The organism is Tateyamaria rhodophyticola (genome assembly GCF_047777875.1).
Lineage (GTDB): Bacteria > Pseudomonadota > Alphaproteobacteria > Rhodobacterales > Rhodobacteraceae > Tateyamaria.
In genome coordinates this window covers 1,365,335-1,390,778 of the sequence record NZ_CP180519.1, presented here as the reverse complement: position 1 = coordinate 1,390,778, position 25,444 = coordinate 1,365,335, and the positions used below count along the sequence as shown (strand labels likewise).

Annotated in this window: 33 protein-coding genes; 15 read left to right on the top strand and 18 right to left on the bottom strand. The window is 61.6% G+C overall.

Annotation, left to right across the window (positions count from 1 at the left end; all coding sequences use genetic code 11):
- Position 1: 1 nt before the first annotated feature.
- Genes ACERHN_RS08485 through ACERHN_RS08475 form a run of 3 tightly spaced genes read right to left on the bottom strand, consistent with a single transcriptional unit; the run spans position 2 to position 2,006 of the window.
- Positions 2 to 568, bottom strand: coding sequence for a peroxidase-related enzyme (locus tag ACERHN_RS08485; protein WP_415922200.1), 567 nt, complete (start codon positions 566 to 568; stop codon positions 2 to 4).
- On the bottom strand, positions 565 to 1,287 hold the full coding sequence (locus tag ACERHN_RS08480) for a GNAT family N-acetyltransferase (protein WP_415922199.1): 723 nt from the start codon (positions 1,285 to 1,287) through the stop codon (positions 565 to 567). The genes ACERHN_RS08485 and ACERHN_RS08480 overlap by 4 nt, the downstream gene beginning before the upstream one ends.
- The gene (locus ACERHN_RS08475) at positions 1,284 to 2,006 is read right to left on the bottom strand and encodes a competence/damage-inducible protein A (protein ID WP_415922198.1); all 723 of its coding nucleotides are present in this window, start codon (positions 2,004 to 2,006) and stop codon (positions 1,284 to 1,286) included. The genes ACERHN_RS08480 and ACERHN_RS08475 overlap by 4 nt, the downstream gene beginning before the upstream one ends.
- Before the next feature lie 46 nt (positions 2,007 to 2,052).
- On the opposite strand from ACERHN_RS08475, the gene sfsA reads away from it, so the two are divergent.
- Together sfsA and map are read left to right on the top strand one after the other, a co-directional pair.
- Positions 2,053 to 2,757 (top strand): DNA/RNA nuclease SfsA, encoded by a 705-nt coding sequence (sfsA, locus tag ACERHN_RS08470; protein ID WP_415922197.1) that lies wholly within the window; start codon positions 2,053 to 2,055, stop codon positions 2,755 to 2,757.
- A 57-nt stretch (positions 2,758 to 2,814) separates the two neighbouring features.
- Positions 2,815 to 3,642 (top strand): type I methionyl aminopeptidase, encoded by an 828-nt coding sequence (gene map / locus ACERHN_RS08465; protein ID WP_415922196.1) that lies wholly within the window; start codon positions 2,815 to 2,817, stop codon positions 3,640 to 3,642.
- A gap of 14 nt (positions 3,643 to 3,656) precedes the next feature.
- Here map and ACERHN_RS08460 read toward each other — a convergent pair whose 3' ends face one another.
- The 4 genes from ACERHN_RS08460 to ACERHN_RS08445 form a co-directional block, all read right to left on the bottom strand.
- Positions 3,657 to 3,845, bottom strand: coding sequence for a DUF2892 domain-containing protein (locus tag ACERHN_RS08460; protein ID WP_415922195.1), 189 nt, complete (start codon positions 3,843 to 3,845; stop codon positions 3,657 to 3,659).
- Between the two features lie 113 nt (positions 3,846 to 3,958).
- Positions 3,959 to 4,573: a Crp/Fnr family transcriptional regulator gene (locus ACERHN_RS08455; RefSeq protein ID WP_415922194.1), complete on the bottom strand. Its 615-nt coding sequence runs from the start codon at positions 4,571 to 4,573 to the stop codon at positions 3,959 to 3,961.
- Complete coding sequence (rsmD, locus tag ACERHN_RS08450) at positions 4,566 to 5,120, bottom strand: 16S rRNA (guanine(966)-N(2))-methyltransferase RsmD (RefSeq protein ID WP_415922193.1); 555 nt, start codon at positions 5,118 to 5,120, stop codon at positions 4,566 to 4,568. The genes ACERHN_RS08455 and rsmD overlap by 8 nt, the downstream gene beginning before the upstream one ends.
- On the bottom strand, positions 5,117 to 6,319 hold the full coding sequence (locus ACERHN_RS08445) for an NAD(P)/FAD-dependent oxidoreductase (RefSeq protein ID WP_415922192.1): 1,203 nt from the start codon (positions 6,317 to 6,319) through the stop codon (positions 5,117 to 5,119). The genes rsmD and ACERHN_RS08445 overlap by 4 nt, the downstream gene beginning before the upstream one ends.
- An 86-nt stretch (positions 6,320 to 6,405) precedes the next feature.
- Between ACERHN_RS08445 and ACERHN_RS08440 the strand changes: the two genes are divergently transcribed.
- Positions 6,406 to 6,894, top strand: coding sequence for a peroxiredoxin (locus ACERHN_RS08440; protein ID WP_415922191.1), 489 nt, complete (start codon positions 6,406 to 6,408; stop codon positions 6,892 to 6,894).
- Between the two features lie 50 nt (positions 6,895 to 6,944).
- Here ACERHN_RS08440 and ACERHN_RS08435 read toward each other — a convergent pair whose 3' ends face one another.
- Positions 6,945 to 7,889 carry a pyridoxal-phosphate dependent enzyme gene (locus ACERHN_RS08435; protein WP_415922190.1) on the bottom strand — a complete coding sequence of 315 codons (945 nt, stop codon included), beginning with the start codon at positions 7,887 to 7,889 and terminating at the stop codon, positions 6,945 to 6,947.
- A 99-nt stretch (positions 7,890 to 7,988) separates the two neighbouring features.
- Here ACERHN_RS08435 and ACERHN_RS08430 point away from each other — a divergent pair, with 99 nt between their 5' ends.
- Entirely contained in the window at positions 7,989 to 8,474 is a 486-nt protein-coding gene (locus tag ACERHN_RS08430) for an Lrp/AsnC family transcriptional regulator (protein ID WP_415922189.1), read from the top strand.
- 151 nt (positions 8,475 to 8,625) lie between these two features.
- On the opposite strand, the gene ACERHN_RS08425 is transcribed toward ACERHN_RS08430, so the two are convergent.
- The 8 genes from ACERHN_RS08425 to ACERHN_RS08390 form a co-directional block, all read right to left on the bottom strand.
- Positions 8,626 to 8,925, bottom strand: a complete 300-nt coding sequence (locus ACERHN_RS08425) for a 4a-hydroxytetrahydrobiopterin dehydratase (protein WP_415922188.1) — start codon at positions 8,923 to 8,925, stop codon at positions 8,626 to 8,628.
- The gene (locus ACERHN_RS08420; protein ID WP_415922187.1) at positions 8,922 to 10,109 is read right to left on the bottom strand and encodes a GNAT family N-acetyltransferase; all 1,188 of its coding nucleotides are present in this window, start codon (positions 10,107 to 10,109) and stop codon (positions 8,922 to 8,924) included. Before ACERHN_RS08420 ends, ACERHN_RS08425 begins: the two co-directional genes overlap by 4 nt.
- Positions 10,110 to 10,164: 55 nt before the next feature.
- The gene (locus ACERHN_RS08415) at positions 10,165 to 10,926 is read right to left on the bottom strand and encodes a glycerophosphodiester phosphodiesterase family protein (protein WP_415922186.1); all 762 of its coding nucleotides are present in this window, start codon (positions 10,924 to 10,926) and stop codon (positions 10,165 to 10,167) included.
- Entirely contained in the window at positions 10,923 to 11,381 is a 459-nt protein-coding gene (locus ACERHN_RS08410; protein ID WP_415922185.1) for a RidA family protein, read from the bottom strand. Before ACERHN_RS08410 ends, ACERHN_RS08415 begins: the two co-directional genes overlap by 4 nt.
- A 60-nt stretch (positions 11,382 to 11,441) precedes the next feature.
- Entirely contained in the window at positions 11,442 to 12,566 is a 1,125-nt protein-coding gene (locus ACERHN_RS08405; RefSeq protein WP_415922184.1) for a serine/threonine protein kinase, read from the bottom strand.
- A gap of 219 nt (positions 12,567 to 12,785) precedes the next feature.
- Positions 12,786 to 13,073 (bottom strand): hypothetical protein, encoded by a 288-nt coding sequence (locus ACERHN_RS08400; RefSeq protein WP_415922183.1) that lies wholly within the window; start codon positions 13,071 to 13,073, stop codon positions 12,786 to 12,788.
- 53 nt (positions 13,074 to 13,126) lie between these two features.
- Positions 13,127 to 13,801 (bottom strand): PspA/IM30 family protein, encoded by a 675-nt coding sequence (locus tag ACERHN_RS08395; RefSeq protein WP_415922182.1) that lies wholly within the window; start codon positions 13,799 to 13,801, stop codon positions 13,127 to 13,129.
- An 89-nt stretch (positions 13,802 to 13,890) separates the two neighbouring features.
- Entirely contained in the window at positions 13,891 to 14,484 is a 594-nt protein-coding gene (locus tag ACERHN_RS08390; RefSeq protein WP_415922181.1) for a TetR/AcrR family transcriptional regulator, read from the bottom strand.
- Positions 14,485 to 14,666: 182 nt separating this feature from the next.
- On the opposite strand from ACERHN_RS08390, the gene ACERHN_RS08385 reads away from it, so the two are divergent.
- The 11 genes from ACERHN_RS08385 (at position 14,667) to ACERHN_RS08335 (ending at position 22,644) form a co-directional block, all read left to right on the top strand.
- Positions 14,667 to 15,743, top strand: coding sequence for a hypothetical protein (locus tag ACERHN_RS08385; protein ID WP_415922180.1), 1,077 nt, complete (start codon positions 14,667 to 14,669; stop codon positions 15,741 to 15,743).
- A 3-nt stretch (positions 15,744 to 15,746) separates the two neighbouring features.
- Positions 15,747 to 15,896 (top strand): hypothetical protein, encoded by a 150-nt coding sequence (locus ACERHN_RS08380; protein ID WP_415922179.1) that lies wholly within the window; start codon positions 15,747 to 15,749, stop codon positions 15,894 to 15,896.
- Complete coding sequence (locus ACERHN_RS08375; protein ID WP_415922178.1) at positions 15,893 to 16,261, top strand: hypothetical protein; 369 nt, start codon at positions 15,893 to 15,895, stop codon at positions 16,259 to 16,261. Before ACERHN_RS08380 ends, ACERHN_RS08375 begins: the two co-directional genes overlap by 4 nt.
- A gap of 19 nt (positions 16,262 to 16,280) precedes the next feature.
- On the top strand, positions 16,281 to 17,396 hold the full coding sequence (locus tag ACERHN_RS08370; RefSeq protein WP_415922177.1) for a hypothetical protein: 1,116 nt from the start codon (positions 16,281 to 16,283) through the stop codon (positions 17,394 to 17,396).
- A gap of 69 nt (positions 17,397 to 17,465) precedes the next feature.
- Positions 17,466 to 19,400 carry an ATP-binding protein gene (locus tag ACERHN_RS08365; RefSeq protein WP_415922176.1) on the top strand — a complete coding sequence of 645 codons (1,935 nt, stop codon included), beginning with the start codon at positions 17,466 to 17,468 and terminating at the stop codon, positions 19,398 to 19,400.
- A gap of 40 nt (positions 19,401 to 19,440) precedes the next feature.
- Positions 19,441 to 19,812 carry a hypothetical protein gene (locus ACERHN_RS08360; protein ID WP_415922175.1) on the top strand — a complete coding sequence of 124 codons (372 nt, stop codon included), beginning with the start codon at positions 19,441 to 19,443 and terminating at the stop codon, positions 19,810 to 19,812.
- Complete coding sequence (locus ACERHN_RS08355; RefSeq protein ID WP_415922174.1) at positions 19,809 to 20,099, top strand: hypothetical protein; 291 nt, start codon at positions 19,809 to 19,811, stop codon at positions 20,097 to 20,099. Before ACERHN_RS08360 ends, ACERHN_RS08355 begins: the two co-directional genes overlap by 4 nt.
- The gene (locus ACERHN_RS08350) at positions 20,096 to 20,392 is read left to right on the top strand and encodes a hypothetical protein (RefSeq protein ID WP_415922173.1); all 297 of its coding nucleotides are present in this window, start codon (positions 20,096 to 20,098) and stop codon (positions 20,390 to 20,392) included. Before ACERHN_RS08355 ends, ACERHN_RS08350 begins: the two co-directional genes overlap by 4 nt.
- A complete protein-coding gene (locus ACERHN_RS08345) occupies positions 20,389 to 21,720 on the top strand; it encodes a DUF6638 family protein (protein ID WP_415922172.1) in 1,332 nt (443 codons plus the stop codon). Before ACERHN_RS08350 ends, ACERHN_RS08345 begins: the two co-directional genes overlap by 4 nt.
- Positions 21,721 to 21,730: 10 nt before the next feature.
- Positions 21,731 to 21,988, top strand: coding sequence for a hypothetical protein (locus ACERHN_RS08340; protein WP_415922171.1), 258 nt, complete (start codon positions 21,731 to 21,733; stop codon positions 21,986 to 21,988).
- Between the two features lie 11 nt (positions 21,989 to 21,999).
- Positions 22,000 to 22,644 carry a DUF1523 family protein gene (locus ACERHN_RS08335; RefSeq protein ID WP_415922170.1) on the top strand — a complete coding sequence of 215 codons (645 nt, stop codon included), beginning with the start codon at positions 22,000 to 22,002 and terminating at the stop codon, positions 22,642 to 22,644.
- 1 nt (position 22,645) lies between these two features.
- On the opposite strand, the gene ACERHN_RS08330 is transcribed toward ACERHN_RS08335, so the two are convergent.
- Together ACERHN_RS08330 and ACERHN_RS08325 are read right to left on the bottom strand one after the other, a co-directional pair.
- Positions 22,646 to 23,755: a THUMP domain-containing class I SAM-dependent RNA methyltransferase gene (locus ACERHN_RS08330; protein WP_415922169.1), complete on the bottom strand. Its 1,110-nt coding sequence runs from the start codon at positions 23,753 to 23,755 to the stop codon at positions 22,646 to 22,648.
- Between the two features lie 46 nt (positions 23,756 to 23,801).
- Positions 23,802 to 25,379 (bottom strand): DUF5928 domain-containing protein, encoded by a 1,578-nt coding sequence (locus tag ACERHN_RS08325; protein WP_415922168.1) that lies wholly within the window; start codon positions 25,377 to 25,379, stop codon positions 23,802 to 23,804.
- Between the last annotated feature and the right edge of the window lie 65 nt (positions 25,380 to 25,444).

The window sequence follows — 25,444 nt, the reverse complement described above, 5'->3', positions numbered from 1 at the left end:
CTTAGCGGGCCTGCCCGTGATATTCGGGGTTCGGCACCATGGCCGTGGCAGACGCCACCCGGTTGGACATGTTGAAGAACGCGGCCACGTTTGCCAGGTCCCAGATGTCCCGATCCGTCAGCCCATGATCCCGGAGCGCCTGTCGGTCGGATTCGTCGATCGTGGCGGAGGCCAGCGTGATCTTTTCCGCAAAGGCGAGCATCGCGCGCATGCGGTCGTCCACATCCGCCACCCGCCAATTCGTAATCAGCGCCTCACCCAGCATCGGATCCCCCGACAGCTGCCGAACCGCTGCACCGTGCGCCACAAGGCAATAGTGGCACCGGTTCGTGGCCGAAACGACCACCGCCACCATCTCCCGCTCCAGCTTGGTCAGCCCGCTGGGGGCCAACATCAGATCGTTGTAGAGCGCCGTGAATGCATTCAGCTTGTCGATGTCGAACGCATGGGCGCGCAGCACATTGGGCACAAAGCCCAGCTTTTCATCGCAGATGTCGAAGTAGCGCTGTGTCACTTCCGGAAGCGGATCGACGGCTGGCAAGTCCAGCGCTGTGGGTTGGTCTGTCATATGTCCTCCGGGTGAATACGGTAATGATAGCCGCAGGCGCGCTTGAAACCCAACCTCTGATAGAGCGCGTTGGCGGGGACGTTGGCGTCGGTGCACAACACGGCCAGTCTGTCGGCGCCCTGTTCGGCGGCCCAGAAGGCCGCGCGGCGCATGATCCACGCTGCGACCCCCTTGCGCCGCTGATGCGGCAGGACTTCGACCGCGTGCACCATTGCAACGCCGTCATGCAGCCCGACGAACCCTGCCCCTGCGGGTTGATCCGCATGCCGGGCGAGGATGCCGGCTTTGACGGCGGCCCGGTGCATCACGTTTAGGCGTTCAGGTCCGATGCCGCCTGCGGCCCAGATCTCCACCATGATGGCGAGTGGTTCCCAGATGGCAAAGGCGGTGACACGCGGAATGGGGATGTCCGTCAGTAGAGAGACCGGCGCGTCGTAGAGGGTGACCGGGTCAATCACCTGATAACCGCGCGCCGCCAGGATGTCGTCCAACGCCGCCTCGCCCGCGCGCAGCATGAACAGGCGCGGCTGGTCCATCGCGGTCATCGCGTCCTCTGCGGTGGCAATGTCGGGCACCGTGACCGGTGCTTCGGCGGTCGCAGCGCAGACGCGTTTGCCGCCGCCAGCGCCATCGCGGATGGTCCATGGCCCGGTGCGCATGGCACGGGCGGGCGGCCATGTGCCTTCCACCGCATCCAGCAGGCGCGCCGTGTCACTCATTCCGGGAATGACGTGGCGAGCAGGTCAATCGCGGCCTCAACCGCGGCGCCGTCCACTCCGCGGATCACCACGTTCGATCCATATTTGCCGTCCTTTTGGAACGGGTAGGATCCGATGCTGAGATCCGGATGCGCTTCGGCAAGCACACCGAGCGGTCCTGCAATGTCGCCTTCACCCCGTTCGATCCGCAAGGTGCGCGATACCAGCGGTTGCCCACCGGTCAGTGTCGGCAGCACACTGGCCACCATGGCCTGAAACACCGATGGCACACCCGCCATCACGTGCACGTTGCCAATGGTAAATCCGGGCGCTGCGGAGACCGGATTGTCGATCAGTCCCGCGCCATCGGGGATGCGCGCCATGCGCAGGCGTGCGGCGTTCAGCTCGGTTCCGGCCTTTTCATAATGCGCCGCCAGAATGGCGCGGGCATCGTCGCGCACATCGATCCGCGCCCCAAAGGCGTCGGCCATACAATCGGCTGTGATATCGTCGTGGGTCGGGCCAATGCCGCCAGAGGTAAAGACGTGGTCATAGAGTTCCGACAGGACCTGCACCGCCAACACGATCGCGGCGCGATCATCGCTGACCACGCGGACCTCCTTGAGGTCAATGCCCGTTTCGGTCAATTGCCCGGCAAGGTAGTGCATGTTGGCATCCCGCGTGCGTCCCGACAGGATCTCGTCACCGATGACCAGCATCGCGGCAGTGGGGTTGGGCATGCGGGCCTCCTTGAGCATATGCGCCCCGAGGTATAGGCCCAGCCCCATGCGCTTTCAAACTGATCTTGTGCCCGCCACCCTTATCCGTCGCTACAAACGCTTTCTTGCTGATTGCACGCTGGACGATGGGCGGGACGTGGTGGCGCATTGCGCCAACCCCGGTTCGATGATGGGGCTGGCGGAGCCGGGCATGCGCATCTGGCTGGAACCCAACGATGATCCCAAGAAGAAGCTCAAATACGGCTGGCGTCTGGTGGAACATGCGGACGGACATTTCACCGGCGTTGATACGTCGGTGCCAAACCGCGCCTTGCGCGCCGCATTGGAGGCGCGTGCGGTGCCTGCACTTGCGGATTACACCACCGTGAAGCCAGAACAGAAATACGGTCAAAACAGCCGGATTGATTTCCTGCTGAAGGGTGAGGGTTTGCCGGACGCCTATGTCGAAGTGAAATCCGTGACCCTGTCGCGCCAGCCGGGCCTTGCAGAATTCCCCGACAGCGTGACGGCCCGCGGGGCCAAGCACCTGTCGGAGCTTGCGGACATGGCGCGCGCCGGGCACTGGGCGCTGATGCTGTATCTGGTGCAACGGACCGATTGCGCGCGGTTCACGCTGGCACAGGATATCGACCCCGCCTATGCGGCGGCATACGCAGCGGCGCGTGCGGCGGGGGTGGACACCATGTGCATCGGCACCCATATCACGCCTAAGGGGGTCGACATCGCTGACCCCCTTGATGTGGTGATTTGACAACTGGTGGCGTCATACGCCGCAGTGCAGTATACCCTTGAACAAACGCGCAAAACGATGGAGCGCCCCGTGAAACACGAAAGCCGTGGCCGCCTGACCAAGGATGGCATTCGCATCTACGAGACCGCAGACTTTGCCGGTATGCACGCGGCAGGGGCGCTTGCGGCGCGCATTCTCGATGCGATGGCCGAACATGTGTTCCCGGGTCAGACCACGGGCCGCATCGACGAAATCATCACGCAGATGGTCGAGGATGCGGGCGCAAAATCGGCCACCATCGGCTACAAGGGTTACAAGCACGCCAGCTGCATCAGTGTGAATCATGTGGTGTGTCATGGCATTCCGGGGGACAAGACGCTCAAGGATGGTGACATCCTCAACATCGACGTGACGGTGATCGTGGACGGTTGGTTCGGGGACACGTCGCGCATGTTCGTTGCGGGCAAACTGCCCCGCAAGGCCGAACGGTTGATCGAGGTGACCCATGACGCGCTGATGCGTGGGATCGAGACTGTGAAACCGGGCAATACGTTTGGCGACATCGGTCATGCAATCCAGAGCTTTGTGGAAAGCCACCGGATGTCCGTCGTGCGTGATTTCTGCGGCCACGGTCTGGGACAGGTGTTTCACGCGCCGCCCAACGTGTTGCATTACGGCCGTCCGGGCACCGGTGCGGTTCTGGAGCCCGGCATGTTCTTCACCATCGAGCCGATGGTGAACCTGGGTCGGCCTGAGACAAAGACATTGTCAGACGACTGGACGGCTGTGACGCGCGACAAATCCCTGTCGGCACAGTTCGAACACTCCGTCGGTGTGACCGAGGACGGGGTCGAAATCTTTACCCTGTCCCCGGCCGATATGTTCCACCCGACGTACAAGTCGTAAGGTCGCGCGCGGCCTCAGCAGTCCTGACAGGTTTTGAGGCCGACAATGCGGTACAGCGGGCAAAAGCTGACCATGGCTGTCCCGGCAAAGATCACGCCGAGATAGCCCCATGCGCCGATCATACCGGTCGCCGCCAGAACAATCAGCAATGCGCCAATGACAAAACGGGCGATGCGATCCCAATTCGCTAGATTACGGGTCATGACCAATCTCCTTTGGTGCCATGGAAACATGTGGTGTCCGCGTGACGGACCTCAGTGGTCCGCAGCGGATACACCACACGTACCCTGCGCATTTCCCTGCGTAAGTGACTTTGTCACATGGTGTCCTGATCTCCGTGCGCCAGGAGGGCGGCGCGGTTCAGCACCGTGATCTTCTGGCGTTCAAGCCGGAGCCAGCCCTCGCCCTCGAACGCTTTGAGCGTGCGTGAGATGACCTCGCGCGCGGTGCCCAGCTCCTGTGCGAGGTCGGCTTGCTTCATCTCGATATGCTGGCCCTGTGCATGGCCCAGCCAGCGCGCAAGGCGCAGGTCGGTGCGGTGTTCCAGCAGGTCATCAATCACGTCCGTCAGTTCACCAACACGTGCGGCAAAGCTTTCGAAGACCAGCTGTTGAAACGCTGTGTCCGTCTGGAGCAATGACCGGAACCGGGTGGGTGACATCGCGTGTGCTGTCACGTGCCCTTCGGCATAGCCATAGCCCGCATAGACCCGCCCCGACATGAGCGCGGTCGAGGTCAGGACGCAGCTGTCTCCGGCGGCGACGCGGTACAGGACAACGGTGCGTCCGGCGCGGTTGGTCTGCTCCACCCGCACCGTGCCTTCGGTCACGATCATGAATGCCCGGGCGTCGTCACCCGGCGCAAACACAACCGCACCATCCTCAAGGTGCAGCGCATCTCCGGCGCCTATGTAATCGGCCAGCTCAGCCATCGGTGTGTTCGCGTTCCAGCACCGTGACATGCACGGCGCCAAACTTGCGTTGATCGATCGGGGCGTACCCCTCGGGCGCGTTCTGGAACGTCTCTTCTTCCCAGACGATGGTCGCGCCCGGTGCAATCCAGTCGCGGGCCGCATGCAGCGCCTTGGCCCCCAGACCCTGCCCATAAGGCGGATCAAGAAAAACGAGGTCGAAAGGTGCGCCGGGGCAGGGACCAAGCCGCGTGGCATCTGTGCGCAGCAACGACACCGCGTCGGTGTCCATCCGGTCGATGTTGTCCGCAATCAGCCGTTGGCCCACACGCCCCTTTTCGACCAGAACGGCAGAGGCCGCACCGCGCGACAGCGCCTCCAGCCCGAGCGCGCCCGTGCCTGCAAACAGATCAAGCACGCGCGCGCCGTCAAGGACGCCGCGATGGGTCAGCATGGAAAACAGGCTTTCGCGGACCCGGTCGGGGGTCGGGCGCAGATGCGCCCCTGAATCCCCCTTGCCCACTGCCGACAGCCGCAGCCCCCGCCACCGACCCGCGATAATCCTCACTTCAGCAGCGCCTTGAGATCGCCATCGGGGTCCGCGACGATGTCGGGCGGCGCAGTCTTGCCCGCCTCGATGAGGCGTTTGCCGATCATGTACCCACGCGGGTCGTTGGCCGCATCCACGGCCAAAAGCCGATCACCGGCATAGTACCAGAACGACTTGGCGGTCCCGCCATCGCGCACGACAACCCGGTCATAGCCGGTGTTCAGGCCTGCGATTTGCAATTTGACATCGTACTGGTCCGACCAGAACCATGGCCGCGCGGTGTAATCCTGCGCTGCACCCATGATGTTTGCCGCGACGCATTCGGCCTGATCAATGGCATGCGGGACGGATTCCAGCCGTATGCGCCCGCCGGCATGCGGAAACGATGCACAATCGCCCGCGGCCCAAACCCCCTCCGCCGAACACCGGCCCTGGGCATCGACCGCGATCCCGTTGTCTATGGACAATCCGGCCGTTTCCGCGAGCGCGGTGGCGGGTGCAATCCCGACACCGGCAATCACGAAATCGACCTCGATTTCGCTGCCGTCTGTCAATTCCGCGCCGGTCACGCGCGTGTCACCAATCAGCCGCTTCAGCCCGACGCCTTCGCGGATGTCGACCCCGTGGCCCGCGTGCAGCGCGCGGAAGAAATCACTGGTTTCCGGGGCCGCGACGCGTTGCAGGATACGATCAGACATCTCGACCAGAGTAACCTCCAACCCCTTTTTCCCAGCGACCGCCGCCGCCTCGAGGCCGATGTATCCGCCGCCCACGATCAACACGCGCCGCCCGGCCTGAAACTCCGGCTCCATGGCGTCGGCATCGCCGAGGTCGCGCACCACGAACACTCCGTCGAGGTCGCCGCCGATGGAGGCGGGCAAGCGCCGCGGGATTGATCCGGTGGTCAGCACCAGATGGTCATAAGGCAGGGTCTCGTCACCCGCGGTCACGGTCTGCGCGTCCGTGTCAATCGCGGACACCCAGGTGCCAAGCCGCAGGCCGATGTCTTGTTCTGCATAATAACTCTCGGGGCGCAGGAACAACCGCTCCAGCGTCATGTCGCCCAGCAGATAGGCCTTGGACAGGGGCGGGCGTTGGTAGGGCGGCACAGCCTCTGCGCCGATCAGCGTTATGCCGCCGTAGAACCCGAGACTGCGCAGCTTGGCCACACAGGACGCGCCCGCCTGTCCGGCTCCGATCACCACAACTTGCCCCATCAGATGCACCTTTCCCTCGCCTCGCGCCACGGCGCAGCCTATATCGCAGGTGAACACAGACGCAATTCCAAGAAAGGCGCAAATCCATGGCAATTTCCCAAGGCGACACACTCCCCGACGCAACGCTGGTCGAACTGGGGGCCGATGGGCCTGCGCCGGTCGAACTGTCCTCCAAGACAAAGGGCCGCAAGGTCGTGATCTTTGCCGTGCCGGGGGCGTTCACCCCTACGTGTCATTCGGCGCATGTGCCAAGCTTTGTCCGCACCAAGGATCAATTCGATGCCAAGGGCGTGGACGAGATCATTTGCGTGTCGGTCAACGATCCGTTCGTGATGAAATCCTGGGGTGAGGCCACGGGCGCGTCGTCGGCTGGCATCACGATGCTCGGAGATGCCGACAGCAGCTTTACTAAGGCGATTGGCATGGATTTCGATGCGCCGCCCGCCGGGCTTCTGGGCCGGTCCAAGCGCTATGCGATGCTGGTGGAAGACGGCACCGTGACGCTGTTGCAGGCCGAGGAAAACCCCGGCGTCTGCGAAGTGTCGGGCGGTGAGGCACTTCTGGCCTCTATGTAAAAATACCACGCTGGAGCAGGGACATTTGCCTGCTCCAGCGCCGCGCTGTGTCAACCGTCTGTCGGGCCTTCGGACAGAACGACCAACGGGCGCGTACCGCCCATCCGTTGCCATGCCGCCACCCCTGCGCCACCGGACGGTGTTGTTGCAAAACCCGCCGCCTCCATGAGCGCCACCGCGGCGTACGCCTCGTCTTCGGTCACGGTTGCGAAATCGTCGGCCTGTTCGCGCAGGATGTCGAACGCGATCAAGGACGGGGTCTTGCAATCCAGCCTGCCCATTTCTGATACCGGACCCTCGACCGTGACCACGGCGCCTGCCGCGACGCTGTCGCGCAGGCAGGGCGCGGCCTCTGGTTCCACAACAACGATGCGCGGCTGTACCGCCCAGGCAGCGCGGATCCGCGCGGTGATGGCCGCCGCCAACCCTCCGACACCCGCTTGCAGATACACGACGTCCGGCCAGGTGCCGCTGGCTTCAAAGGTTTCGCGCATCTCCTCGGCGATGACGGTGTAGCCTTCCATCACGAGCCGGGGCGGTTCGATGTAGCCCGGCCACGACCCATCGGCGAGGTGCACCGCGCCCGTTTCCTCGGCGTCTGCGATGGCTGCTGCAACGGATGCTTCGTATGTGTCGCCGGACCGGACAACCTCGGCACCCTCGGCGCGCAAACGATCAGCGAATGCGGACGGAACGGTTGTCGCAAGGTGCACCCGCGCCCGCGCTCCGAATGCGCGGGCTCCGGCGGCGACCGACAGGCCGTGGTTGCCCGCACTTGCAGTCACAAATGTCGCATCGTTTCCATGCGTTTCAATCAGGCGAAGCGCGGCATAGGCCCCGCCAAGCGCCTTGAACGACCCAAGGCCCATGCGCCCGCGTTCATCCTTGATCCAAAGGGCGCGCCCTTGGATTTCATGGTGGTGGAGCGGTGTCGCCGCATGCACGGGACAGCGGGACAGACGGTGGCGGACGGGGGTGGGGTCAAATGTATACATAGCATCTGTATACCGATCCATAACGCACATATTCACGCACATAGGCCGGTTTTTTGAGAAATTTATCGGATTTCGGCGTTCTGGTGCTATGATTGTCGCATGATGAACGCTGATCCATCCACACGGTTCGATTTTGCGGACCGTTGCATCCTGAAGCACCTGCAAGCAGATGCGCAGGTGAAACTTGAAACGCTCGCCGCGGCGTCCGGTCTTTCCGTGGCGACGGTACAGCGCCGGATCGCGCGGTTGCGCAAGGAAGGCGTGATCAAAGGCGCCGTGACAGTGCTCGATTCAGAGCAGCTCGGCTATCCCATGACGTTCATCGTTGCGGTCGAAATGGAGCGTGAACGACCGGACCAGCTTGACGCCTTTGCACGCACCGCGTGCGCGGAACCGCAAGTGCAGCATTGCCACTATGTCACGGGCGAAGGTGACTTCATGCTCATTTGCACGGCGCAGAACATGCAGGATTTCGAGGCGCTCACGCGGCGCTTGTTCCTGGCTGAACCAAACGTGCGCAGGTTCCGCACCTCTGTCGTGATGAAAACGCAAAAGCATACGCTGGACGTGCCCATTGACATGTAATCGCATGGATACGTTTTGGATCGTGTGGCGCAGCTACGCGCTATGATTTGCGGATCGTTTTTCCGATTTGGCTGATCTGCCTCGCAGGATGGCACCCACTTCCCGACACGCAAAGCCGCAGCTTTGCCGCGGGATCCTGTGTGCCGGAGCGTTACGCACCGGCCAGAGTGTCCATCTTGCGGGCCAGCTTTGCATCCAGCGTGCTCAGGCCGCCTACGTCATGGGTGGTCAGGGTCACGTCCACCGTTTTGTAGACATTGCACCATTCCGGATGATGGTCCCACTTTTCGGCCCAGATCGCCACGCGTGTCATCCAACCGAACGCTTCGACGAAATCTGCAAAGACAAAGCTCTTGTGGATCGCATCGCGCCCGTCGACCATCTCCCACCCGCGTGCCATTAGCGGATCCAGCAGGGGGCCGCGGGTCTCTTCGCTCAGTTTTTCGGTCATTGCTGTTCCTCGATTTGCGTTTTGCGGAAGGGGCCGTAGTCGGTGAGGACCTCGATCTCTTCCTCAATGGCCTCGCGTTCGGCTTCAAGATAGCGCGCGATGGCGTCTGCGAAACCCAGATCGGCGCACCAATGCAGGCTGTGCGTCTGCGTCGGCAGATACCCGCGTGCCAGCTTGTGTTCACCCTGCGCACCGGCTTCTACACGGGACAGGCCGCGGTCGATCGCGATATCGATGGCGCGGTAGTAGCACAGCTCGAAATGCAGGCAGGGGTGATGTTCGACGCAGCCCCAATAGCGGCCATAAAGCGTCTCGCGCCCGGCAAAGTTCAACGCGCCCGCGACGTACCGCCCGTCCCGTTCGGCCAGCACCAGCGCCATGTCGTCCCGCAGCGTCTCCTGCGCGATGTCAAAGAAACGGCGCGTGAGGTACGGCGTGCCCCATTTGCGCGCGCCGGTGTCCTGATAAAACGCCCAGAACGCGTCCCAGTGTTCGGGCCTCAGGTCATCGCCCGTAAAGGTGTGAATGTCGCCGCCAAAGGCCTGCGCCTGTGCCCGTTCCTTGCGGATGTTCTTGCGCTTGCGGCTGGCCAGTGACCCGAGGAAATCGTCAAAACTGCCATAGCCGTCGTTGAGCCAGTGAAACTGCTGCGTCGTGCGCGGCATCAGACCCATATCGGCGCCCATGTCCCGCTCTGTTTCCGTGCAAAACGTGATGTGGAGCGAGCTAAGCCGGTTCTGTTCCCCAAGCTGGATCGCCCCTTGGACAAGCGCGGCCATACCTGCTTCGGGAAAGTCGGGGTGGGTCAGAAACCGGCGGCCCGTTGCGGGCGTGTGTGGCACCGCGATTTGCAGCTTTGGATAATACCGCCCGCCTGCGCGTTCATAAGCGTGGGCCCAGTTGTGATCAAAGATGTATTCGCCCTGGCTGTGGCCCTTGGCGTACATGGGTGCGACGGCGATGGTCTGTCCCTCGACCACCGCTTGCAGGTATTGCGGTTGCCATCCCGTGCCCGGGCCGACCGAATTGCTGTCCTCCAGCGCCTTGAGAAAGCGGAACGTCGTGAACGGATCCAGCGGGGGGCCGCCGTCCGCCGCTTCGGGACAGGCGCAGGCATCCCAATCGACTGCGCCGATGTCGGCAATCTTCGGGACGACGCGAATTTCGATTTCTTGCGCGGACAAGGGCAGGTTCCTGATGAGGCCAGAGCGTCTGAATGTGTGCCTGTGGCGGCGCAGATCAACCGGGATGCGCGGCCATATAGCCTTCGAAGGTCACATTCTCGGCAACCTTGCGCGCCTGTGCCTCGACCTCGGGCGATTTTACGGTCCAACACAGGATCCGCGCGCCTTGGGATTTCAGTTCGGCCACCCTCGGGCGATCCAGATCGGCGACCTCATGACTGATAAAGGACGCGCCAACGCGGTCGTAATCGGGAATCCCGCGCAAGGTCTCGCAGATCTCGGCGCTCAGCGGCCACTGGTCCGGGTCATAGGCACTGGTCACAAGACCACGTGGCACATCGGGGCACAGCTCGGCCATGCGGGCGATGCTGTGGGGGTTGAACGACATGAGCGCGACAGGCCCGTCGTACCCTTCAAGCGCGTGGGTCACGGCGACCTCCAACGGGCCGCCTGCGGGGCCCATTGCGCCGTCCTGATCCTTCAGCTCGATCAAAAGCGGGACGGTGCCGCCCACCAGCCGCAGGACTTCGGGCAATGTCGGAATGCCTTCGTCGCTGCCACGCAGCGGGATGGATGACAATTGTGCCGCCGTCTGGACCGTGATCGGCCCGGTGCCCTCAGCCAGCCGGTCAAGGCTGTAGTCGTGGAACACCATCGCCGCGCCATCCACGCTCAGTTGCAGGTCGATCTCGATGCCATAGCCGTGTTTCATCGCCGCGCGGATGGCGGCCCGACTGTTTTCGGGCCGTCCGTCCGTCACGTCATGCAACGCCCGGTGCGCGATGGGGGCGTCGAGAAAAGCGGCAGGAAGGGTCATTTGACCTGAAAGATCCCTTCGATCTCGACCGCGACACCGAGGGGCAGCGAAGCCGCCGACACGGCAGACCGGCTGTGGCGACCGGCATCGCCCAGTGCCTCGACCAGGAAGTCGGACGCGCCATTGATCACCTGCGGCTGATTGGTGAAATCAGCGGTGGAGTTCACAAAGCCGGTCAGTTTGACCACCCGCACCAATCGGTCGATGTCGCCATCACAGGCCGCTTTGACCTGCGCCAGCAAGCTGATGGCGCAGGTGCGCGCTGCCGCTGCTCCGGCCTCGACTTCCATGTCGTCGCCCAGTTTGCCGGTGATCAGGCCGTCAGGTCCGTTCGAGATCTGGCCCGACACGTAAACGATGTCGCCCACCTGAACAAAGGGCACATAGTTGGCCGCAGGCGCAGGCGCGTCGGGCAGGGTGACGCCCAGTTCGGCGAGGCGGGTTTCGATGGACATGAGCGACTCCTTGGGTGTGGTTGCCGGGACGCTATCCCGGCACCCGCGCCAAAGGAACCCCTACTGCACGGGGAAGTAATCCTCGCAGTCGCCGTCGCGGTACACATCCGCCGTACAGCAGTGCAGACCACCGCCGAACGCATACGCATCACGCAGCTCGACCTCGACCACCTCCATGCCCAGCTTGTCCATCTGCTCGGCCTGATAGACTTCGGATTTCTCGACGCAGACCGTCTTGGGGTCCAGCACCAGCACATTCATGCTGAGCCAGGTTGAGGAATAACACAGCGGCGGTGGCGTGTTGTGTGCAGGCTGCGCCGCGTCCACGATCTCCCAGCCGTTCTTTTCGAACATGCCCCGCTGATCTTCGGGCAGGCGGCGCTGCGGGTTGTTGAGGATCAGGCCCGGGCGCAGCGGCGTGAAGGTCGCGTCGATGTGGATCGGGTATGGGTCGCCGGGGAAATTCACGGTGTGCACCCGGTGGTCGGGGAAGTGACGGCGCAGCCATTCGATCCCCTTGAGGTTCGTGGTGAACCCGTGCTGCACCACGAGGTCCTTGCCGAACCGCAACACGTCAGCAGCATCAAAGAGCGGCTCTTCCTCGGTGGTGACAAAGAATTTCTCCGCGGCCCATTCCAGCCGCTTGGCCACGCCGATCTTGTCGCTGAGATAGTCGGGGTGGTAATCGGCATCGGTCAGGCGCGGTTTGGGCGCGGCCTCGTGCCGGAAACTCGGGTCCTCATCCCAATAGCGTTGCATGAGTGGGCGGTAGTTCAGGTATTCGAACCAGCGGCAGCGATAGGACATCGTCGCCTCGAGGATTTCGTGCCCGACCGTCAGCAGGACATCGCGTGGCGGCATGCAGCCGAACTGGCTGTCGGTGTGGAAATCCGGGGTGGTGACGGGTTGGCTGTGGTCGATGCTGTCGGGGCGGTCGACCTTGACACCGCGCGCGGTCAGCTGGGCCGCGAAGTTGTCCAACAGCTCGTTCGCGCGATCGATGGTCTCCTGCGGGCGGCGACCCCATTGGCCGCGCATATCGCTGTCCTCGGGCACCTTGGCATCCAGCGCGGGTTCCTCGGGCGGGATATGGCAATCGTCCGCACGGCCCACGATGACGTGGCGCAGTGTGTCCCATTCATTCCAGCTTTTGACCTGTGTCCGGTCCGGTGACCAATCCGACATATGCGTGCCTCCTGTGCGGGGAGCGCGAGGCGGGGGCCTCCAATCTCCCGATTGAAAGTCCCGGCGTACAGGATCGTGGATCGGGCCAAGCGCCGCCGCTCCGACGACGCCATCGCCGAATGCCCGCCGGTGTCGTAGCACCGGATTTGAGCGGTGCGCAAACAGGAAAGGGCCGCGCGATACCCGCACGGCCCTGTCTGCTTGGAATTTGGTCAGAGGTTATGCCGCGTCTTTGACGTCGCCCACATATTCCGACAGCAGCTTTTCTGTCTTGGCCTCTTCGATCTTGTTCACGCGGTCCTGCCGCAGCTGATTGTCGAAACGGTATTTGACAAAGTTCACGAGGCTGAGCGTCAGCATCAGGATGCCGATGCCCCAATATCCTTTCGTGGCCAGCGGCACGTCGGTGCTGAGCCACAGTGACAGGCCAAGCATGACATAGGCGATGGCGACGCCTGCGCCGTTGACGAACATGATGAGGGTGTTGTCGGTCTGAGGGGTTTGCATTGTATTTCTCCGGTATCAGTGTGTGTTTTGGGTAAGAGTGATCAATTGGGGTTTCAGCGATTTATGCGGGCCAGGACATCCTTGGCCGTGACCTTTGTGGCGTCGCCAAATCCTGCGGCGGCCATCCTGTCCTCGAGACCTGTGTGATTGAGGCCGGCATTGATGTCGCTGAGGATCTGCGCCTGTTCGAGCGGATCATCCTTGCCGATCACGCGGTCGATCAGGTCCTGCGCCTCGTCCGCAGATGACGTGCCCTGAAGCGTTGTGTTCAGGCGCGATTGCATCGTTTGTTCCTTGCGCATTGCCTTGGCCTGAAGCGCGCCCTGCTTGAGGTCGATCACCCGGCGGTGCCCGGCCTCGACCGAGGATTGCAGACGCGTCACCTGCGTGTTGAGCCGGTCAATCGTGCCCTGACGGACCGTGCATTCATTCTCCATCTCGGCAATGGCTTGGGCGGCCTCCTGCGCCAGGGCGTCTTCGCCTGCATCTACAGCGGCGCGGGCCCGGTCAAACATGGACGCGATCCGGGTGCGCAACATATCCAGCAGTTTTTGCTCGGATCGCTTGCGCTGGATCAGGCTGGCCAGCGTGGACTTGGCTGCGGCGACCTGTGCGTCGGTTTCACGGATCTTCTGGTCGATCAGCTCGATCGCATACACATCCCGCAGGCGATCTTCGGCGCGGGCGTTGGCCCCGGCAAAGAGTGTTCTGAATGTCGTCAGCATCATTTTCCCTTTCATGAACATCGTTCACGAAAGCAGATAGGTGACCTATGAACGACGTTCAAGAATAAAAATGAACAATGTTCAAAAAAATCTCAGCACGTCGCCGAGCGCAGCATCAGAGCGATCATGTTGCGGATCTGATCACGCGGCACGCCGGAGATCCGATTTTCCAAACCCAACAGAACGATCCCGTGCACAGATGAAAAAAGCGCGCGGGTCATCAGGGACACTTCGGTGCTGTCCATTTCGGGAAAGCACTCCTCGACCGGGCCATCGATATAGCTGAAGAGGCGCCCGAGTTCCTCCATGTACCAGTCCGGAACATCCATATCGGTGGACATTTGCACATCAAACAGCGCACGCCATAGCCGCGGATGCGCAGCGGCATAGTCGAGATAGGCATAGGACATCGTGACCAGCCGTTCCGTGGGGGGCAGGCTGCCCTTGCCTGCCAGCGCGTCGGCGACGAATTGGCCAAGTTTGCGGAACGTGCGCCCATTCACTGCGATCACGATGTCATCCAGATCGCCGAACACATTGTAGATTGCGCCGACCGAACACCCTGCGGCCTGCGCCAGCGGGCGCGCCTTTATCGCGCCGATCCCGTTTGCCTCAATCTCGGCCTCGGCCAGATCAATCAGCGTCGTGCGCAGGGCATTGCGGCGGTCTTGGGCGGCTTTGGCCATCGGGTGCTCCTTGAACTGCGTTCATGCCCTACCCGGTTCACAACTCTCAGAAAACCCTGCGCGCGCGCTTTTCTTTGGCACAGGCTTTTGCAACACTTGCGCGAATTCCGGGGGCTTGCGGATGTAAATCCCTGTTACATTTCTTATATACCTATCAACACGTTGATAAGAGGGAGAGTTTGATGGCTGATTTTGGGACGCAGGTTCGGGAATCCCAGGCGCAGGTCGAAGAAGCGCAGGCAAAGATTGCGGAACTGACCAGCCGGATTTCGATGGCGCGGGAAAAGATGAAGGATGGCACGGACATCTCTCTCGATATCGAAAACGCCTCGCTGGACGATGTGCATGCCCACACTGACCTGATGAACGCCAATATCGCCGAGCTGATCATGGGTCTGGATGATGTGACGTCAGCGTTTTCGAAGGACTTTGACGAAATCCGGTCCAAGACAGGCTGGGAAAGTTTCGTCGGCATTTTTGCCAAGGCCAAGTCGGAAAGCATGCGTCAGGAACGCATTCGAACCGCCTCCATCGACGACAAGTTGCAGGATCTCATCAGCAAGTCGGACGTGATTGTTCAGCTGCTGGAGGGGCAGTTGAACGTGCTGGAAGAGCAAAAGACCAAGGTTGAAGGCAATCTGACGGAAACGCTGGATGAGCGGGAGTTCACGGTTCAGGAGCTGTCGAGCCTACAAGACGAGATCAAGGCGATGGATCCCAAGATCATCACGCTTGAGAATAAGATCGCGTCCGAAACCGATGCCGCCGCGCGTACTGCGTTGGAGACCGAACTGGCCGACCTGAACAAGCAATACAACGCAATGGTTCAGGACGAGCAGGTCAAGGTGGCCAAGTCCCAGACGCTCGAACGCTATATCGAAAAGGGCAAGACCTGGGTCGATTCATTGCAGAACCAGGCGGCGACACAGATGGTGCTGATCAACAAGCTGCAGACAGACACAAAGCAGCGCGTGGTGCTTTACGACGCGCTGACCAAGTCGTTGAAAACGGCGCAGCAGCAGGACGTCGCGCACCGGATTAACGAAATCGGCGTGAAGACGGATCAGGAGGCACAGACCGCCATGGCCGGGATTGGTGCCGCGACGAATGCGCGGATGGCGGACATGCTGGAGGCGCACGAAGACCAGATGGTGTTCGCCCGTGAAGTGCTGGAGCAAAAGGCCAAGGCGGACGAACGCTTTGCCCGCCGCTTCTCGGAAATTGTCGAAAAACACGACGCCAACGCGTATGGGGGTTAAGCGATGCAGCTTGGCTTTGCCGCTATCGGCGTCTCGATCCTCAGTCTGATCGCAACCCTTGCCTTTGGCGCGCCAGCATGGGTCAACGCAGTCGGATTTTTCTGCGGGATCGTCGGGCTTTATCTGCTGACCAAGGGCCGCAAGGACGGATGAAAAACGCGGGCTCATACATAATTCTTGGCACGGCAGTGGTCTATTTGCTCACCGCGCTTCTGGGAATGGTGCTGGCGCATGTGTCGTTGGTCGAGGCACTGGTTCAGTCGCTCGTGCTACTGCCGTTTGCGGCGATTGGGGCGACGGCATTTGTGGTTCTCGCAGGCGCATACGTCGTTTTTATGATTGATTGCCTGTTAACTATCGTTGGTGGCATTGGATACGTATTGCTTTTGCTGGTCGGAAAACGTGCTTCCGGGCGAGCATTGTTTGAGAAAATGACAGGGCTTGAAGCTGCCTTGGCCCAAAAAATTGGCAAGGCGCCGCCGGAAATCGCTTCGCCGCCCGCCGGTCCAAAGACGTAACGCGCGCGCTGTATCTCAAATGACCAAACCCGAACATACCGGCCTCACCGATCTTTTTGCTTCTCGCCGCTATTTCCGCAAGTTCGAGACGATCATCTCGCATCTGGGCCGGGTGGCGGCTGTGATGGAGGCGGATGGCGGGTTGAACCGGGATGAGGTGAAGATCCTCACGCGGTATATCGCGGAGATGACGTTCACCTTTCGCGCGCTGAGCCTGAAGTATCTTCTGGTCGGGCGCGATACGGGGCGGTTTTTCGGCAGCCTCGCCATTGATGCGCGCGAGAGCGGGTTCCCGGCGGCCGAAGAGCTGCTGACCATGGCCAATGATGCACAACAAGCGGAGCGGCATCTGGCCAATGCGCCGTCAGTCGAGGCGCTGAAAAAGCAGATGGTCGAGGTGATCGTGGGTGAGCGGCAGGTGCCGACCAAGCTGCAATTCGCCCTGTCGCAACGGCTCTACTACGAAGAGCTGAAAATGGGAGAGCTGTTCTGGCCGCGCAATGATCCGGAGATCGTGTGGACCGGAAACAAGACGGATCAACGCCGGACCTTTCGTGTGCATTGGGCCGTTTATGACAGCGCGCTGAACTTGCCGGTCATCTACCTGATGGAGCTGGAGGATACGGGCCGGACGGCCTTGCCCAAGGACCAACGTCGCTGGCCCGAAGTGCAGGCGCATCTGATGGCGCAGAGCCTTGGCGCGCTGAAATTGGTGACCATTGCCAAGGGGTTTGACGAGGATTTTGACGACCTGCACCCGAAACGGCTGCGTCGGTTTCATGTGGGGCCGATGTATTCGTCGGCGTTCACCACCCAGCCCGGACCCGTCAGCGAAGTGCTTGCGGCGGCGCGTGCGCCTGCGGGACAGGACTGGGCGCTGGTGTGGACCGAAGAAGAGTTGCAGTCCGAGCGTGTGATAGAAGAGCGGCAGGGTTGGTTTTCGACGGTGGAGCGCGAGGTGTTCGCGCTTGACCCGTTTGCCGGGCGCGGGGCGGAGACCGGGGCCACACGGTTGGAGCGGTCCATCGTATTGCCGCAACGCGCGTTTCAGTCACTGGAAGAGATGAACCCGCCGGGATTCCGTTCGGTGGCGAAATATGTGGTGAGCCCGGGTGGTCGGGTGCTGAAATACTGATGCCGCGCTGCGGAGCAGATCGGCCCTCCGGGGGGAGTTTATTTTGCGAGATGAAGCAAGGGATGTGAGATGAGCCAGACGTCGGATCAGATGGAACTGCGCGAGCAGGAGATCACCGCGCATTACCCCATGGCGCTGGCCATGTTGCAGGGGTTCGATCATGCGCCGCGGATCGGGCAATCGAAAGAGGCCCCTGCGGTTGAACGGTCATCGGGTGTGGGCACGCGGCGGCGGTTTCGGTCGACAACGCCGGGGCTTGTGACACGGCGCACCGCGCCCACCGGTGCGGTGCAGTTGATGGCGACGATCGAAGGGGCAGACGACGCGGATGCGTTGATGTCGCCCATGCAGGCCGCGGTTCTGAACACGTTGCGCAGGTCCGTTTCCATCGCGTTGGCCGTGGCCGAGAATTACGCGGCAGTGTCCGGGCTTGGCGATCTGAAGCGGGCCAATCTGGAGGGCGCTCTGCCGGCTGCGCGGAAGACGGAGTTTGCCGAGTTGTTGGCGGCAGAGGCGTTGATCACGCTCTATGTCTTTGGCAACGCGACGGCCTACCTGCTTTCGTCGCATCAGACCGAGGTCACGGTTGAGGTGGGCGAGGTTGAAGAGGTTCTGACCGACAGCGGTCAGACGGCTTTGCACGGCGCACTCTGGGAGCTGGATCAGGACATCGCCGCACATGCGCCGGACGACGCGCATCTGGTGGCGGTGGTCACGGCGTTTGCCGAGGCGTTGATGGAGAAAGTGTCGTTGCGGGCGCAAACAGCGCCCCGGCTTGATGCCTTTGTCGGTGCGGCCTGGCGCGTTGAAGCGGATGATTTCGCAGTGCAGGGGTTCACGCCCGCGACCAAGGCCAAGTCGACCACCCTCACCATGACGTTCAAGAAACCGAATGAGGTCGTGGGCAACCACATTGCCAAATATCAGGCGATGAAGCTGGCCAAGATGTTGATGGCCTATGATTTTGACCGGCGGTTGAACCCGTTTGCCGAATTGGGGGGCTTCATCTTTACCTTCATGGGCGACGGCAAGCCCGGGACGGGCAAGACCACGCTGATCCAGATGATGGCCGGGTTGATCAATGATTACTGTCAGGTGGCGGGATATGCGTTTCGCTACCAGAACCTGAGCACGGACAACATCGACAGCTACCAGGGGAAATCCGGCCAGAACGCCAAGGCCTTTATCAACAATGTGCTCGACCCGAATGCCATCGGGTTCGGGACCATTGACGATATCGATCAGTTGGCGGGCAAGCGGGGGGATCGGCAGTCCTCGGCGGGTCAGCTGGAGATTACCGCGGTGCTGATGGAGAGTTTTGCCGGGGCCAACACGGTGGTGCGAGGCAATTGCACCTTTGGCATGTTTTCCAACTACCCGGAGAATGTCGACGATGCCTTGCGCCAGCGGGCCGGGGCGCGATTCCTTGTGGACGGGCCGCAGACGCGTGAGGATTACATCGACATCCTGTACCTGCTGATGGGCAAGAACCACGACATTCCAGTCGGCGCGCATGAGGTGTTTTCCGCGCAGGAGATCAAGAAGGCCGTGGCCGCATCGTTTGAAAGCCACGCCCGCCCGCATGAGGCGGGGCTGATGGAGGTGTTCGACCGGGTGCACGCGCAGATTGGTGAGCTGGACACGATTGCCAAGCTGGGCACCTATCTCAAAGGCATTCAGGAGGCCGATGAACGGTTCACGGGCCGCGCGATCAAGAACATCACCGACGCGGTCAAGGTGCGGGCGATGGATTTCGAGTTGCCGGACGAGTGGATGGAAAACCCCGAGCTGTTCCTGTTCAAGGATTACGACGCAAAGAAGGAGATGATTTCAGAACTGCGCGTGCCGATCACGGTGGACATGGTTGTGCAGGAGATCAACCGATATGCGGACAGCGAATTCCGCTATGCGGACAAGTCGGACGAGGTCGCGATTGATGCGATGGTACGCGATTTCGGGCGCCAGGAAGAAGCAAAGAAGCGGTATCTGGAGGGCAAGGGGTGAGAGTGGGACGTGTGACGCGTGCACATGTGATGCGGGCGCAATGACCGCGGACAGCATCACGTTCTGGAACACCGGTGTGCCGCTGACGGTTGCAGGCGCGTTGGGGTGGGCCGTGCCACGGTTCATTTCCCCGGCGCGGACCCGGTCGCATTGGCGCGTGGCCATCGCAGTGGCGGCGTCCACGCTGGTGATCATCATGCTGTGCGCCACCCTCTATGCCATGTTGCAGCCCGAAAAATTTGCGCGGGCGGCGGATATGGGCGGGCTGTTTCTGGCCATTGAAATCGCGGTGCGGGGATCGATCCTGTTTGCATTTGCTTGGGCGCCGATCCTTCTTTGGACATGGCTTGGTCTGGCGCAGCGGGTGGAATATTGGCGCGGCAAGGATATGGCCGCGCGGGAGGGACCATGATCGTGCTTGTTGGTATAACGGTGGCGGCGCTCTTGCTTGGGCTGATCGTGCCGACCCGCTGGGGCGTTTGGGGGTTCCTTGGCGCGGTGGCGATCCTGTTTGTGGCGCAGGCCGGGATCAATACGGCCATGGGCTTCGAAGGCGTACCGATTTCCGACTCCCTGCTGCTCTTCAACGATTCCTACATCTCTTATGTCGGGTTCAACGTGCAGATCACCTATCGCGCCTTTGTGCTGCCGCTGTTGGCGTGCGCCGTGCCTTATGTCTTTCGGTTGAGCCGCGCATGACCGTTCAACTGATCATCGCGACGGCCCTCATCCTCGCGGCGGGGTGGATGTTGCCGGGGCCGGTTCTGCGGGCGACGGGTCTGCCGCCCGGTGCGGTTTCAATCCTGTGCACGGTGCTGCTTTTTGCTGCGGGGCTCGGGATACTTTGGCTGATGGATGCCTATGGCTATAGATTGCGGTTCACGGATCCGGCCGAAGACGGGGCATTCCTGTTTTCCGCTGTGGCGCTGTGTATCCCGGGTTGTGTCGCGCTGGCTGTGCGCGTTGCGTTGCTGAAGGGAGATCGTGGATGATCGAGCTGATCAAACGTGGGTTGATGTTCGGCAACCTGTTCCATGTGTCGTCCCCGGCGCTGGCCGCCCGGTATAACCGGGCGCTTGAGCATCTGACGGGCAAGACGACAACGCTCACTGATTTCTACATCGACATTTCCGGCTACTCTCCCGAGGTTGGTCAGGAGTTGGGCGATCCGCTTTACCTCAACCATGACGGTGTGAACCGGCAATTCATACTGCTCAGCACGGAACAGCGCCGATGCCCGCTGCTGGATGCCAAATTCTCGACATCCCGGCCCATCCTGCAACGCTTTATCGCTGAGAATGAAGCAGCGTTGTTCGCGCTGACGGCGCGGGATGCGGTGGCGGGCGAACTGGTCAATTCGGTCTATGATGTGTCGGAACCCGCGCGGCTCTTTGATCTGCGCGCCATCACGGTCGAGGCGGACACAACCACGGGCACGGTGCGCAATGCCGCGCGGCTTGCGGACAAGATCGACACGTTTCTGGGGCAAGAGGATGCGTGGTTTGACGATGTCCTGATCGGTGAGATGATCCGGCTGGCGGCGGATACCGGCGATGTGACGCGCGCGCCGCTTACCTTGGCTCCGCTGACGGTGGAACCGGGGAATTTCTGGACCGGGCATTTTGGGGGGCTCTACGTCTTTCAGACGCTGGATCACCCGGCGGTCATCGGCAGTGCGCAAGCGCCGGAAGACGTGCCGATCAAGTACAGCTTTGACTTGAGCGACCGGAACCGGATCGCCAAGTTCTTTGAGTTCAACGATCTGGTGGAGCCGGTGGTCAAGGCGCGGGGCATCGACGGGGCTGCGATCCTGCGCCAGAAGATGGACTTTATCCTGATCTCCTCCGTGACGGAGGCAGGTGTGGACCTGTCTGGAACCACACGGCGCGACATGCGGATGCTGGCCCGGCGTCACGGCGACCTGCTGCCGGACGAATTCCATGCGCTTGCTGACCTTGTGAACTGGGCCGAACATGGGGGCAGCTGGCCCCGGATATCGTCAGAACACCCGGCCTATTTCTACACGCTGCGCGCGGCGGACACGCCCGAGGCGGCGCTGGTCAACATGCTGCTGAGCGAGCTGAGCCCGCGCGATGTGCGGCAGCTGTTCATTTGCCACAAACAGGCGTTTTATGCGGCCTATGCCACCTGGCCCGAGGCCAAGAAGGAATATGTCGCGCAATATCTCGAAGCGGAGTACAAGGCCGACAAGATGGGGGTGCGTGCCGCATTGTTCGGCCATGACGCCCCCATGCAAGAGCCTGAACCGCAGGTCGATATGATTGCCCGCGTCGGCCCATGGGGCGCGGTCAGGAGATAGGGAGATGGCCATGATCCGATTGTTCATCATCGTCTTTGTGCTGCTGAGCATCATCTATATCAGCCTCAGCTTTTACAGCCGTGCGCGTGCGCGCGACCGGCTGGAGGCAGAGTGGGATGCGGGCGGCATTGATATGCCGCGCGACGCCTATGTTCGGCATGGGTTGAACGACTATGACGGCTCGCTCCGGCGGCGGCTGATCCTCGGGGTTTATGTCGTGCCGATGGCTCTGGTCGGTCTCATCATCTATCTTGTGAATTTCGCCTGAAGGGGACGTTTATGCGCTTTATCGGTTGGACACTTCTGATTGCCTTCTGGGTCATTGTGGGCGCCACGCTGCACTATACCCTGCCACAACGGGATATCGTGCGCGTGCAGGGGACAGAGATCATCCGGCAGGATTTCTCCGGCATCAATCGCCTGTTCTATGCGCAGGCCGACACGGGCAATGACAACGCGGTCATCAACCGGGATTTGCGGCTGATCAACACGACGCGCGCGAACGGGCGGGTGATGGTGTACCGCAACGAGGACACCGGGTTCGGATGGCCCCCCTATTTCAAGCTCGACAGTTCGAACTTGCAGGCCGAAGCGCAGGCGAGCGTGTCGACCCGTGCTGCCCCGGAATGGTATCTGCTGACGCATTACGGCTGGCGCAACGAATTCCTGACGATCTATCCCAATGCCATCGGCCTGAAACCGCATCCCGGTCCGGATGCGCCCAAGGGCCTGCCATGGCTCAACATCATTATCCTGACCCTGCTGGCGGTTGTATTCTATGCAATCTGGGTGCGGTGGCGGCGGTTCCGCCAACGCCGCATCGATCCCACGCTTGAGGAATGGCAGGACAATTGGGAAGCGGCGGGCGATGCCGTGGGCAAAAAGCGTGGCCGTTTTCGCCAGTGGTTGAATACCTGGAAATAGATCAGGTCAGCGTGTCCGTGCGGTAGAGCCGGACACGCAACCCGCCATGCGCGATGGTGGGGCCGTCGGGCAGAAAGGGCAGCTCACAGGCTTTGGCCAGTGACGGCTCGCTTGTCACGATGCCGGCGCGCCATCCCGTAAACCGTTCCCTGAGAACCGCGCCGAGGCGAGCGTACACCGGGTAAAGCGACCGCTTGTCACCGATGCGCGCGCCGTAGGGCGGGTTGATCATCACGATCCCGCCGGGGCCATCGGGCGCCGTGACGTCCGACATATTGCGCGCCTCGATGGTGATCAGATCGTCGGTGCCTGCCCGCGCTGCATTTTCGGTGGCCATGCGGACGGCACCGGCATCCCGGTCGGATCCGGCAAACCGGACCTGCGGCGTGGCTCTGCGCGCGTCGGACCGCATGTCGCGAAACTGGTCCGCCTCAAACCCGCGGAACTGTTCAAAGGCAAAGGACCGCGCCCGCCCGGCCTGCAATCCCGCGGCCATTTCCGCCGCTTCGAGAAGGAAGGTGCCCGAACCGCACATCGGATCGAACACAGGCTGCGTGCCGTCAAAACCGCATTGGTGCAGGAACGCCGCCGCGATGGTTTCACGCAGCGGTGCCTTGCCCACGGCGGGCTTTGTGCCGCGTTTGTGGAGGGGGTCGCCCGATGTATCGACGCTGATCGTGACGCGGTTGTCGTCAATGCGCACCTTCAGCGTCATCGGCGCATCGCTGGCAACCGTAAAACCGGCGGCCTCCAACCCACCGGCGATCCGCGCCATGGCAGCACCCGCGTGGTAAATCTTTGACTTGCGGGAGGTCGCGACATCGACACGCACGGGCAGCGCGGGGTCCAGAACGGTGGCCCAGTCAAACTTGCGCGCCCGCTTGTCGAGTTGCGCAAGGTGGAAGGCCATGAACGACCCCATGCGCCACAGAATGCGCGTGGCACAGCGCAACTCAAGGTTTGCGCGCCACAGCTCGGGCCAGCCACCCGCGATCTCGACACCGCCGGGGGTCACGGCCCCCAGCTCAAAGCCCGCCGCGCGTGCTTCGGCCGCGAGGGTCGTTTCCAGACCGGGCAAGGTGATCGCAAAGATGCAAGCGCTGTCAGACATGCACGCGTCCATAGCGCGTCACACGCGCGGGTACGAGCGGATTGTCCTAGTCGGCAAACAAGTAGTCTACGGACGCGATTTCGCGCGCCTTGTCCTCGGGCACGGCGAGGAACCGCGACAGCGCCTTGGCATTTTCGTTGATATCGGCATCCTCGCGCATCTGTTCCAGATGCTCGAATTCCGCGTCTCGAATGCGGTCGCTTTCGAAGGTCATGTCGTTGCGGATCGTGGGCAGCAGACGCTCCAGCGTTTCGGGTGCGGTCTGTTCGCCGGCAAGTCCAACCCGCATCGCGTGCCCGATCAGGTAATTGTCGGAAAAACCGCACTGGATTTCCAGCATCCGGGTCACGGACCGGTCCCCGGCAAAATCCTGCAACAGGTCCAATTCGCCCGGATCCATGCAGACGATCAGACGATCCGTTTCGTAGTAATCAAAGAGCATCCGCATCAGCGCCCGGCGGTGGCGCGTCCTCTTGCCCAACGTGGTCTGAATGCCACCCAGATCAGGCAGCGGCGTATGCTCTTCATTGAAGAGATATTCAATCGTCGGCACGTTCGTCATCACCCGGATGCGCTCGAGCAGGCGTTTGGCCACGTGCCATTTCTTGCAGATGATGATCATCAATTCGCGATTGCGGCCCAGCGTGCTTTCCGTCTCCCAGAACCGCGTGGCAAAACGTCTGCCGATACGCCCGCGCCCGGTCAGGAACTTGAACAGGCTGCGCCCCTCGTTCGAAATCTGGAACGGTACGTTCTCTGCAGCGTAAAGCAGGCCCAACCGGCGTTTCAGGTCATTCGCCTCCGGGCTGATCTTGCGGGCAAAGAGGAAATCCTGGCTCAGCAGCAGATCATAGTGATCGTCATAGAACGTCACCGGCATGCCGTAGTCGGTGAACATCAGGAAGGTCAGCGTGCGCGTGCGGATCTCCTCCTCGGGCACCAGGTGGCGCACGATGGTTTGAAAAAACGTCTCGTCCGGGATCCACGTGGTGCGGAAAAACCGCATCACATCGCGGCGTTGACGGGTAAAATCCAGGACCCATTCGACCGTGCGGCGCCGCAGGCACCACCATTGGCTGCCGATCATGACCTGAATGTCATGTGGCACGTCGCGCGTCAGGCCGAACCGACGTTGCGTGTGAAAACTGGCGTAAAACAACCGCTTGTGTTTGCGCTCGTTGAAGAAGTGGCGGTAGATCAACCGCTCTTCCTTCATGCCCGTCTTGATCCAGTCGCTTTCGAAGTAGTCAAAGCTTTCGATGAAATCGACGTCGTTTTCATCGAGGAAGCGGTGGGTGTATTCGGCCGACTTGATCGCCATGCAATCGCCCGACAGCATGTAGAAATGCGTGGCCCGCGGGAAGGCCTCGACCGCGGATTCCACCGCATAAAGCGTCGCCTGCACAAGGCTCCACTCACCCCAACCACACTTGATCCGCCTGTGTGCGAACGTGACATTCGGATTATCGTCCAGTGCCGCGCGGATTTCCGCAAACGACTTGGGATTGGCGCGCGCATCAAAATGGATCGACATATAGTCGCCCGCAGCTGTCAACCGCTCGGCCTGCTTGATGATGGCCTCCGGGTCCTTGTGACACAGCAGGATGTAGGCGATTTTTGCCATTCTGGAAACTGAACTGCCTCTTTACGCGCGATTGTTTACGTAGATAAGACTAAGGAGAGATTGAA

Bases quoted from the DNA above. Each gene is read 5' to 3' on its own strand.
- ACERHN_RS08410 (WP_415922185.1), bottom strand. From the start codon at position 11,381: ATGTCCATCGAAACCCGCCTCGCCGAACTGGGCGTCACCCTGCCCGAC.
- ACERHN_RS08390 (WP_415922181.1), bottom strand. From the start codon at position 14,484: ATGGCCAAAGCCGCCCAAGACCGCCGCAATGCCCTGCGCACGACGCTG.
- ACERHN_RS08345 (WP_415922172.1), top strand. From the start codon at position 20,389: ATGATCGAGCTGATCAAACGTGGGTTGATGTTCGGCAACCTGTTCCAT.
- ACERHN_RS08475 (WP_415922198.1), bottom strand. From the start codon at position 2,006: ATGCCCAACCCCACTGCCGCGATGCTGGTCATCGGTGACGAGATCCTG.
- ACERHN_RS08365 (WP_415922176.1), top strand. From the start codon at position 17,466: ATGAGCCAGACGTCGGATCAGATGGAACTGCGCGAGCAGGAGATCACC.
- ACERHN_RS08455 (WP_415922194.1), bottom strand. From the start codon at position 4,573: ATGGCTGAGCTGGCCGATTACATAGGCGCCGGAGATGCGCTGCACCTT.
- ACERHN_RS08375 (WP_415922178.1), top strand. From the start codon at position 15,893: ATGAAAAACGCGGGCTCATACATAATTCTTGGCACGGCAGTGGTCTAT.
- map (WP_415922196.1), top strand. From the start codon at position 2,815: ATGGAGCGCCCCGTGAAACACGAAAGCCGTGGCCGCCTGACCAAGGAT.
- ACERHN_RS08340 (WP_415922171.1), top strand. From the start codon at position 21,731: ATGATCCGATTGTTCATCATCGTCTTTGTGCTGCTGAGCATCATCTAT.
- ACERHN_RS08435 (WP_415922190.1), bottom strand. From the start codon at position 7,889: ATGTATACATTTGACCCCACCCCCGTCCGCCACCGTCTGTCCCGCTGT.
- ACERHN_RS08335 (WP_415922170.1), top strand. From the start codon at position 22,000: ATGCGCTTTATCGGTTGGACACTTCTGATTGCCTTCTGGGTCATTGTG.
- ACERHN_RS08385 (WP_415922180.1), top strand. From the start codon at position 14,667: ATGGCTGATTTTGGGACGCAGGTTCGGGAATCCCAGGCGCAGGTCGAA.
- ACERHN_RS08370 (WP_415922177.1), top strand. From the start codon at position 16,281: ATGACCAAACCCGAACATACCGGCCTCACCGATCTTTTTGCTTCTCGC.
- ACERHN_RS08440 (WP_415922191.1), top strand. From the start codon at position 6,406: ATGGCAATTTCCCAAGGCGACACACTCCCCGACGCAACGCTGGTCGAA.
- ACERHN_RS08400 (WP_415922183.1), bottom strand. From the start codon at position 13,073: ATGCAAACCCCTCAGACCGACAACACCCTCATCATGTTCGTCAACGGC.
- ACERHN_RS08460 (WP_415922195.1), bottom strand. From the start codon at position 3,845: ATGACCCGTAATCTAGCGAATTGGGATCGCATCGCCCGTTTTGTCATT.
- ACERHN_RS08350 (WP_415922173.1), top strand. From the start codon at position 20,096: ATGACCGTTCAACTGATCATCGCGACGGCCCTCATCCTCGCGGCGGGG.
- sfsA (WP_415922197.1), top strand. From the start codon at position 2,053: ATGCGCTTTCAAACTGATCTTGTGCCCGCCACCCTTATCCGTCGCTAC.
- ACERHN_RS08395 (WP_415922182.1), bottom strand. From the start codon at position 13,801: ATGATGCTGACGACATTCAGAACACTCTTTGCCGGGGCCAACGCCCGC.
- ACERHN_RS08330 (WP_415922169.1), bottom strand. From the start codon at position 23,755: ATGTCTGACAGCGCTTGCATCTTTGCGATCACCTTGCCCGGTCTGGAA.
- ACERHN_RS08485 (WP_415922200.1), bottom strand. From the start codon at position 568: ATGACAGACCAACCCACAGCGCTGGACTTGCCAGCCGTCGATCCGCTT.
- ACERHN_RS08380 (WP_415922179.1), top strand. From the start codon at position 15,747: ATGCAGCTTGGCTTTGCCGCTATCGGCGTCTCGATCCTCAGTCTGATC.
- ACERHN_RS08325 (WP_415922168.1), bottom strand. From the start codon at position 25,379: ATGGCAAAAATCGCCTACATCCTGCTGTGTCACAAGGACCCGGAGGCC.
- ACERHN_RS08425 (WP_415922188.1), bottom strand. From the start codon at position 8,925: ATGACCGAAAAACTGAGCGAAGAGACCCGCGGCCCCCTGCTGGATCCG.
- ACERHN_RS08480 (WP_415922199.1), bottom strand. From the start codon at position 1,287: ATGAGTGACACGGCGCGCCTGCTGGATGCGGTGGAAGGCACATGGCCG.
- ACERHN_RS08430 (WP_415922189.1), top strand. From the start codon at position 7,989: ATGATGAACGCTGATCCATCCACACGGTTCGATTTTGCGGACCGTTGC.
- ACERHN_RS08355 (WP_415922174.1), top strand. From the start codon at position 19,809: ATGATCGTGCTTGTTGGTATAACGGTGGCGGCGCTCTTGCTTGGGCTG.
- ACERHN_RS08360 (WP_415922175.1), top strand. From the start codon at position 19,441: ATGACCGCGGACAGCATCACGTTCTGGAACACCGGTGTGCCGCTGACG.
- ACERHN_RS08445 (WP_415922192.1), bottom strand. From the start codon at position 6,319: ATGGGGCAAGTTGTGGTGATCGGAGCCGGACAGGCGGGCGCGTCCTGT.
- ACERHN_RS08405 (WP_415922184.1), bottom strand. From the start codon at position 12,566: ATGTCGGATTGGTCACCGGACCGGACACAGGTCAAAAGCTGGAATGAA.
- ACERHN_RS08415 (WP_415922186.1), bottom strand. From the start codon at position 10,926: ATGACCCTTCCTGCCGCTTTTCTCGACGCCCCCATCGCGCACCGGGCG.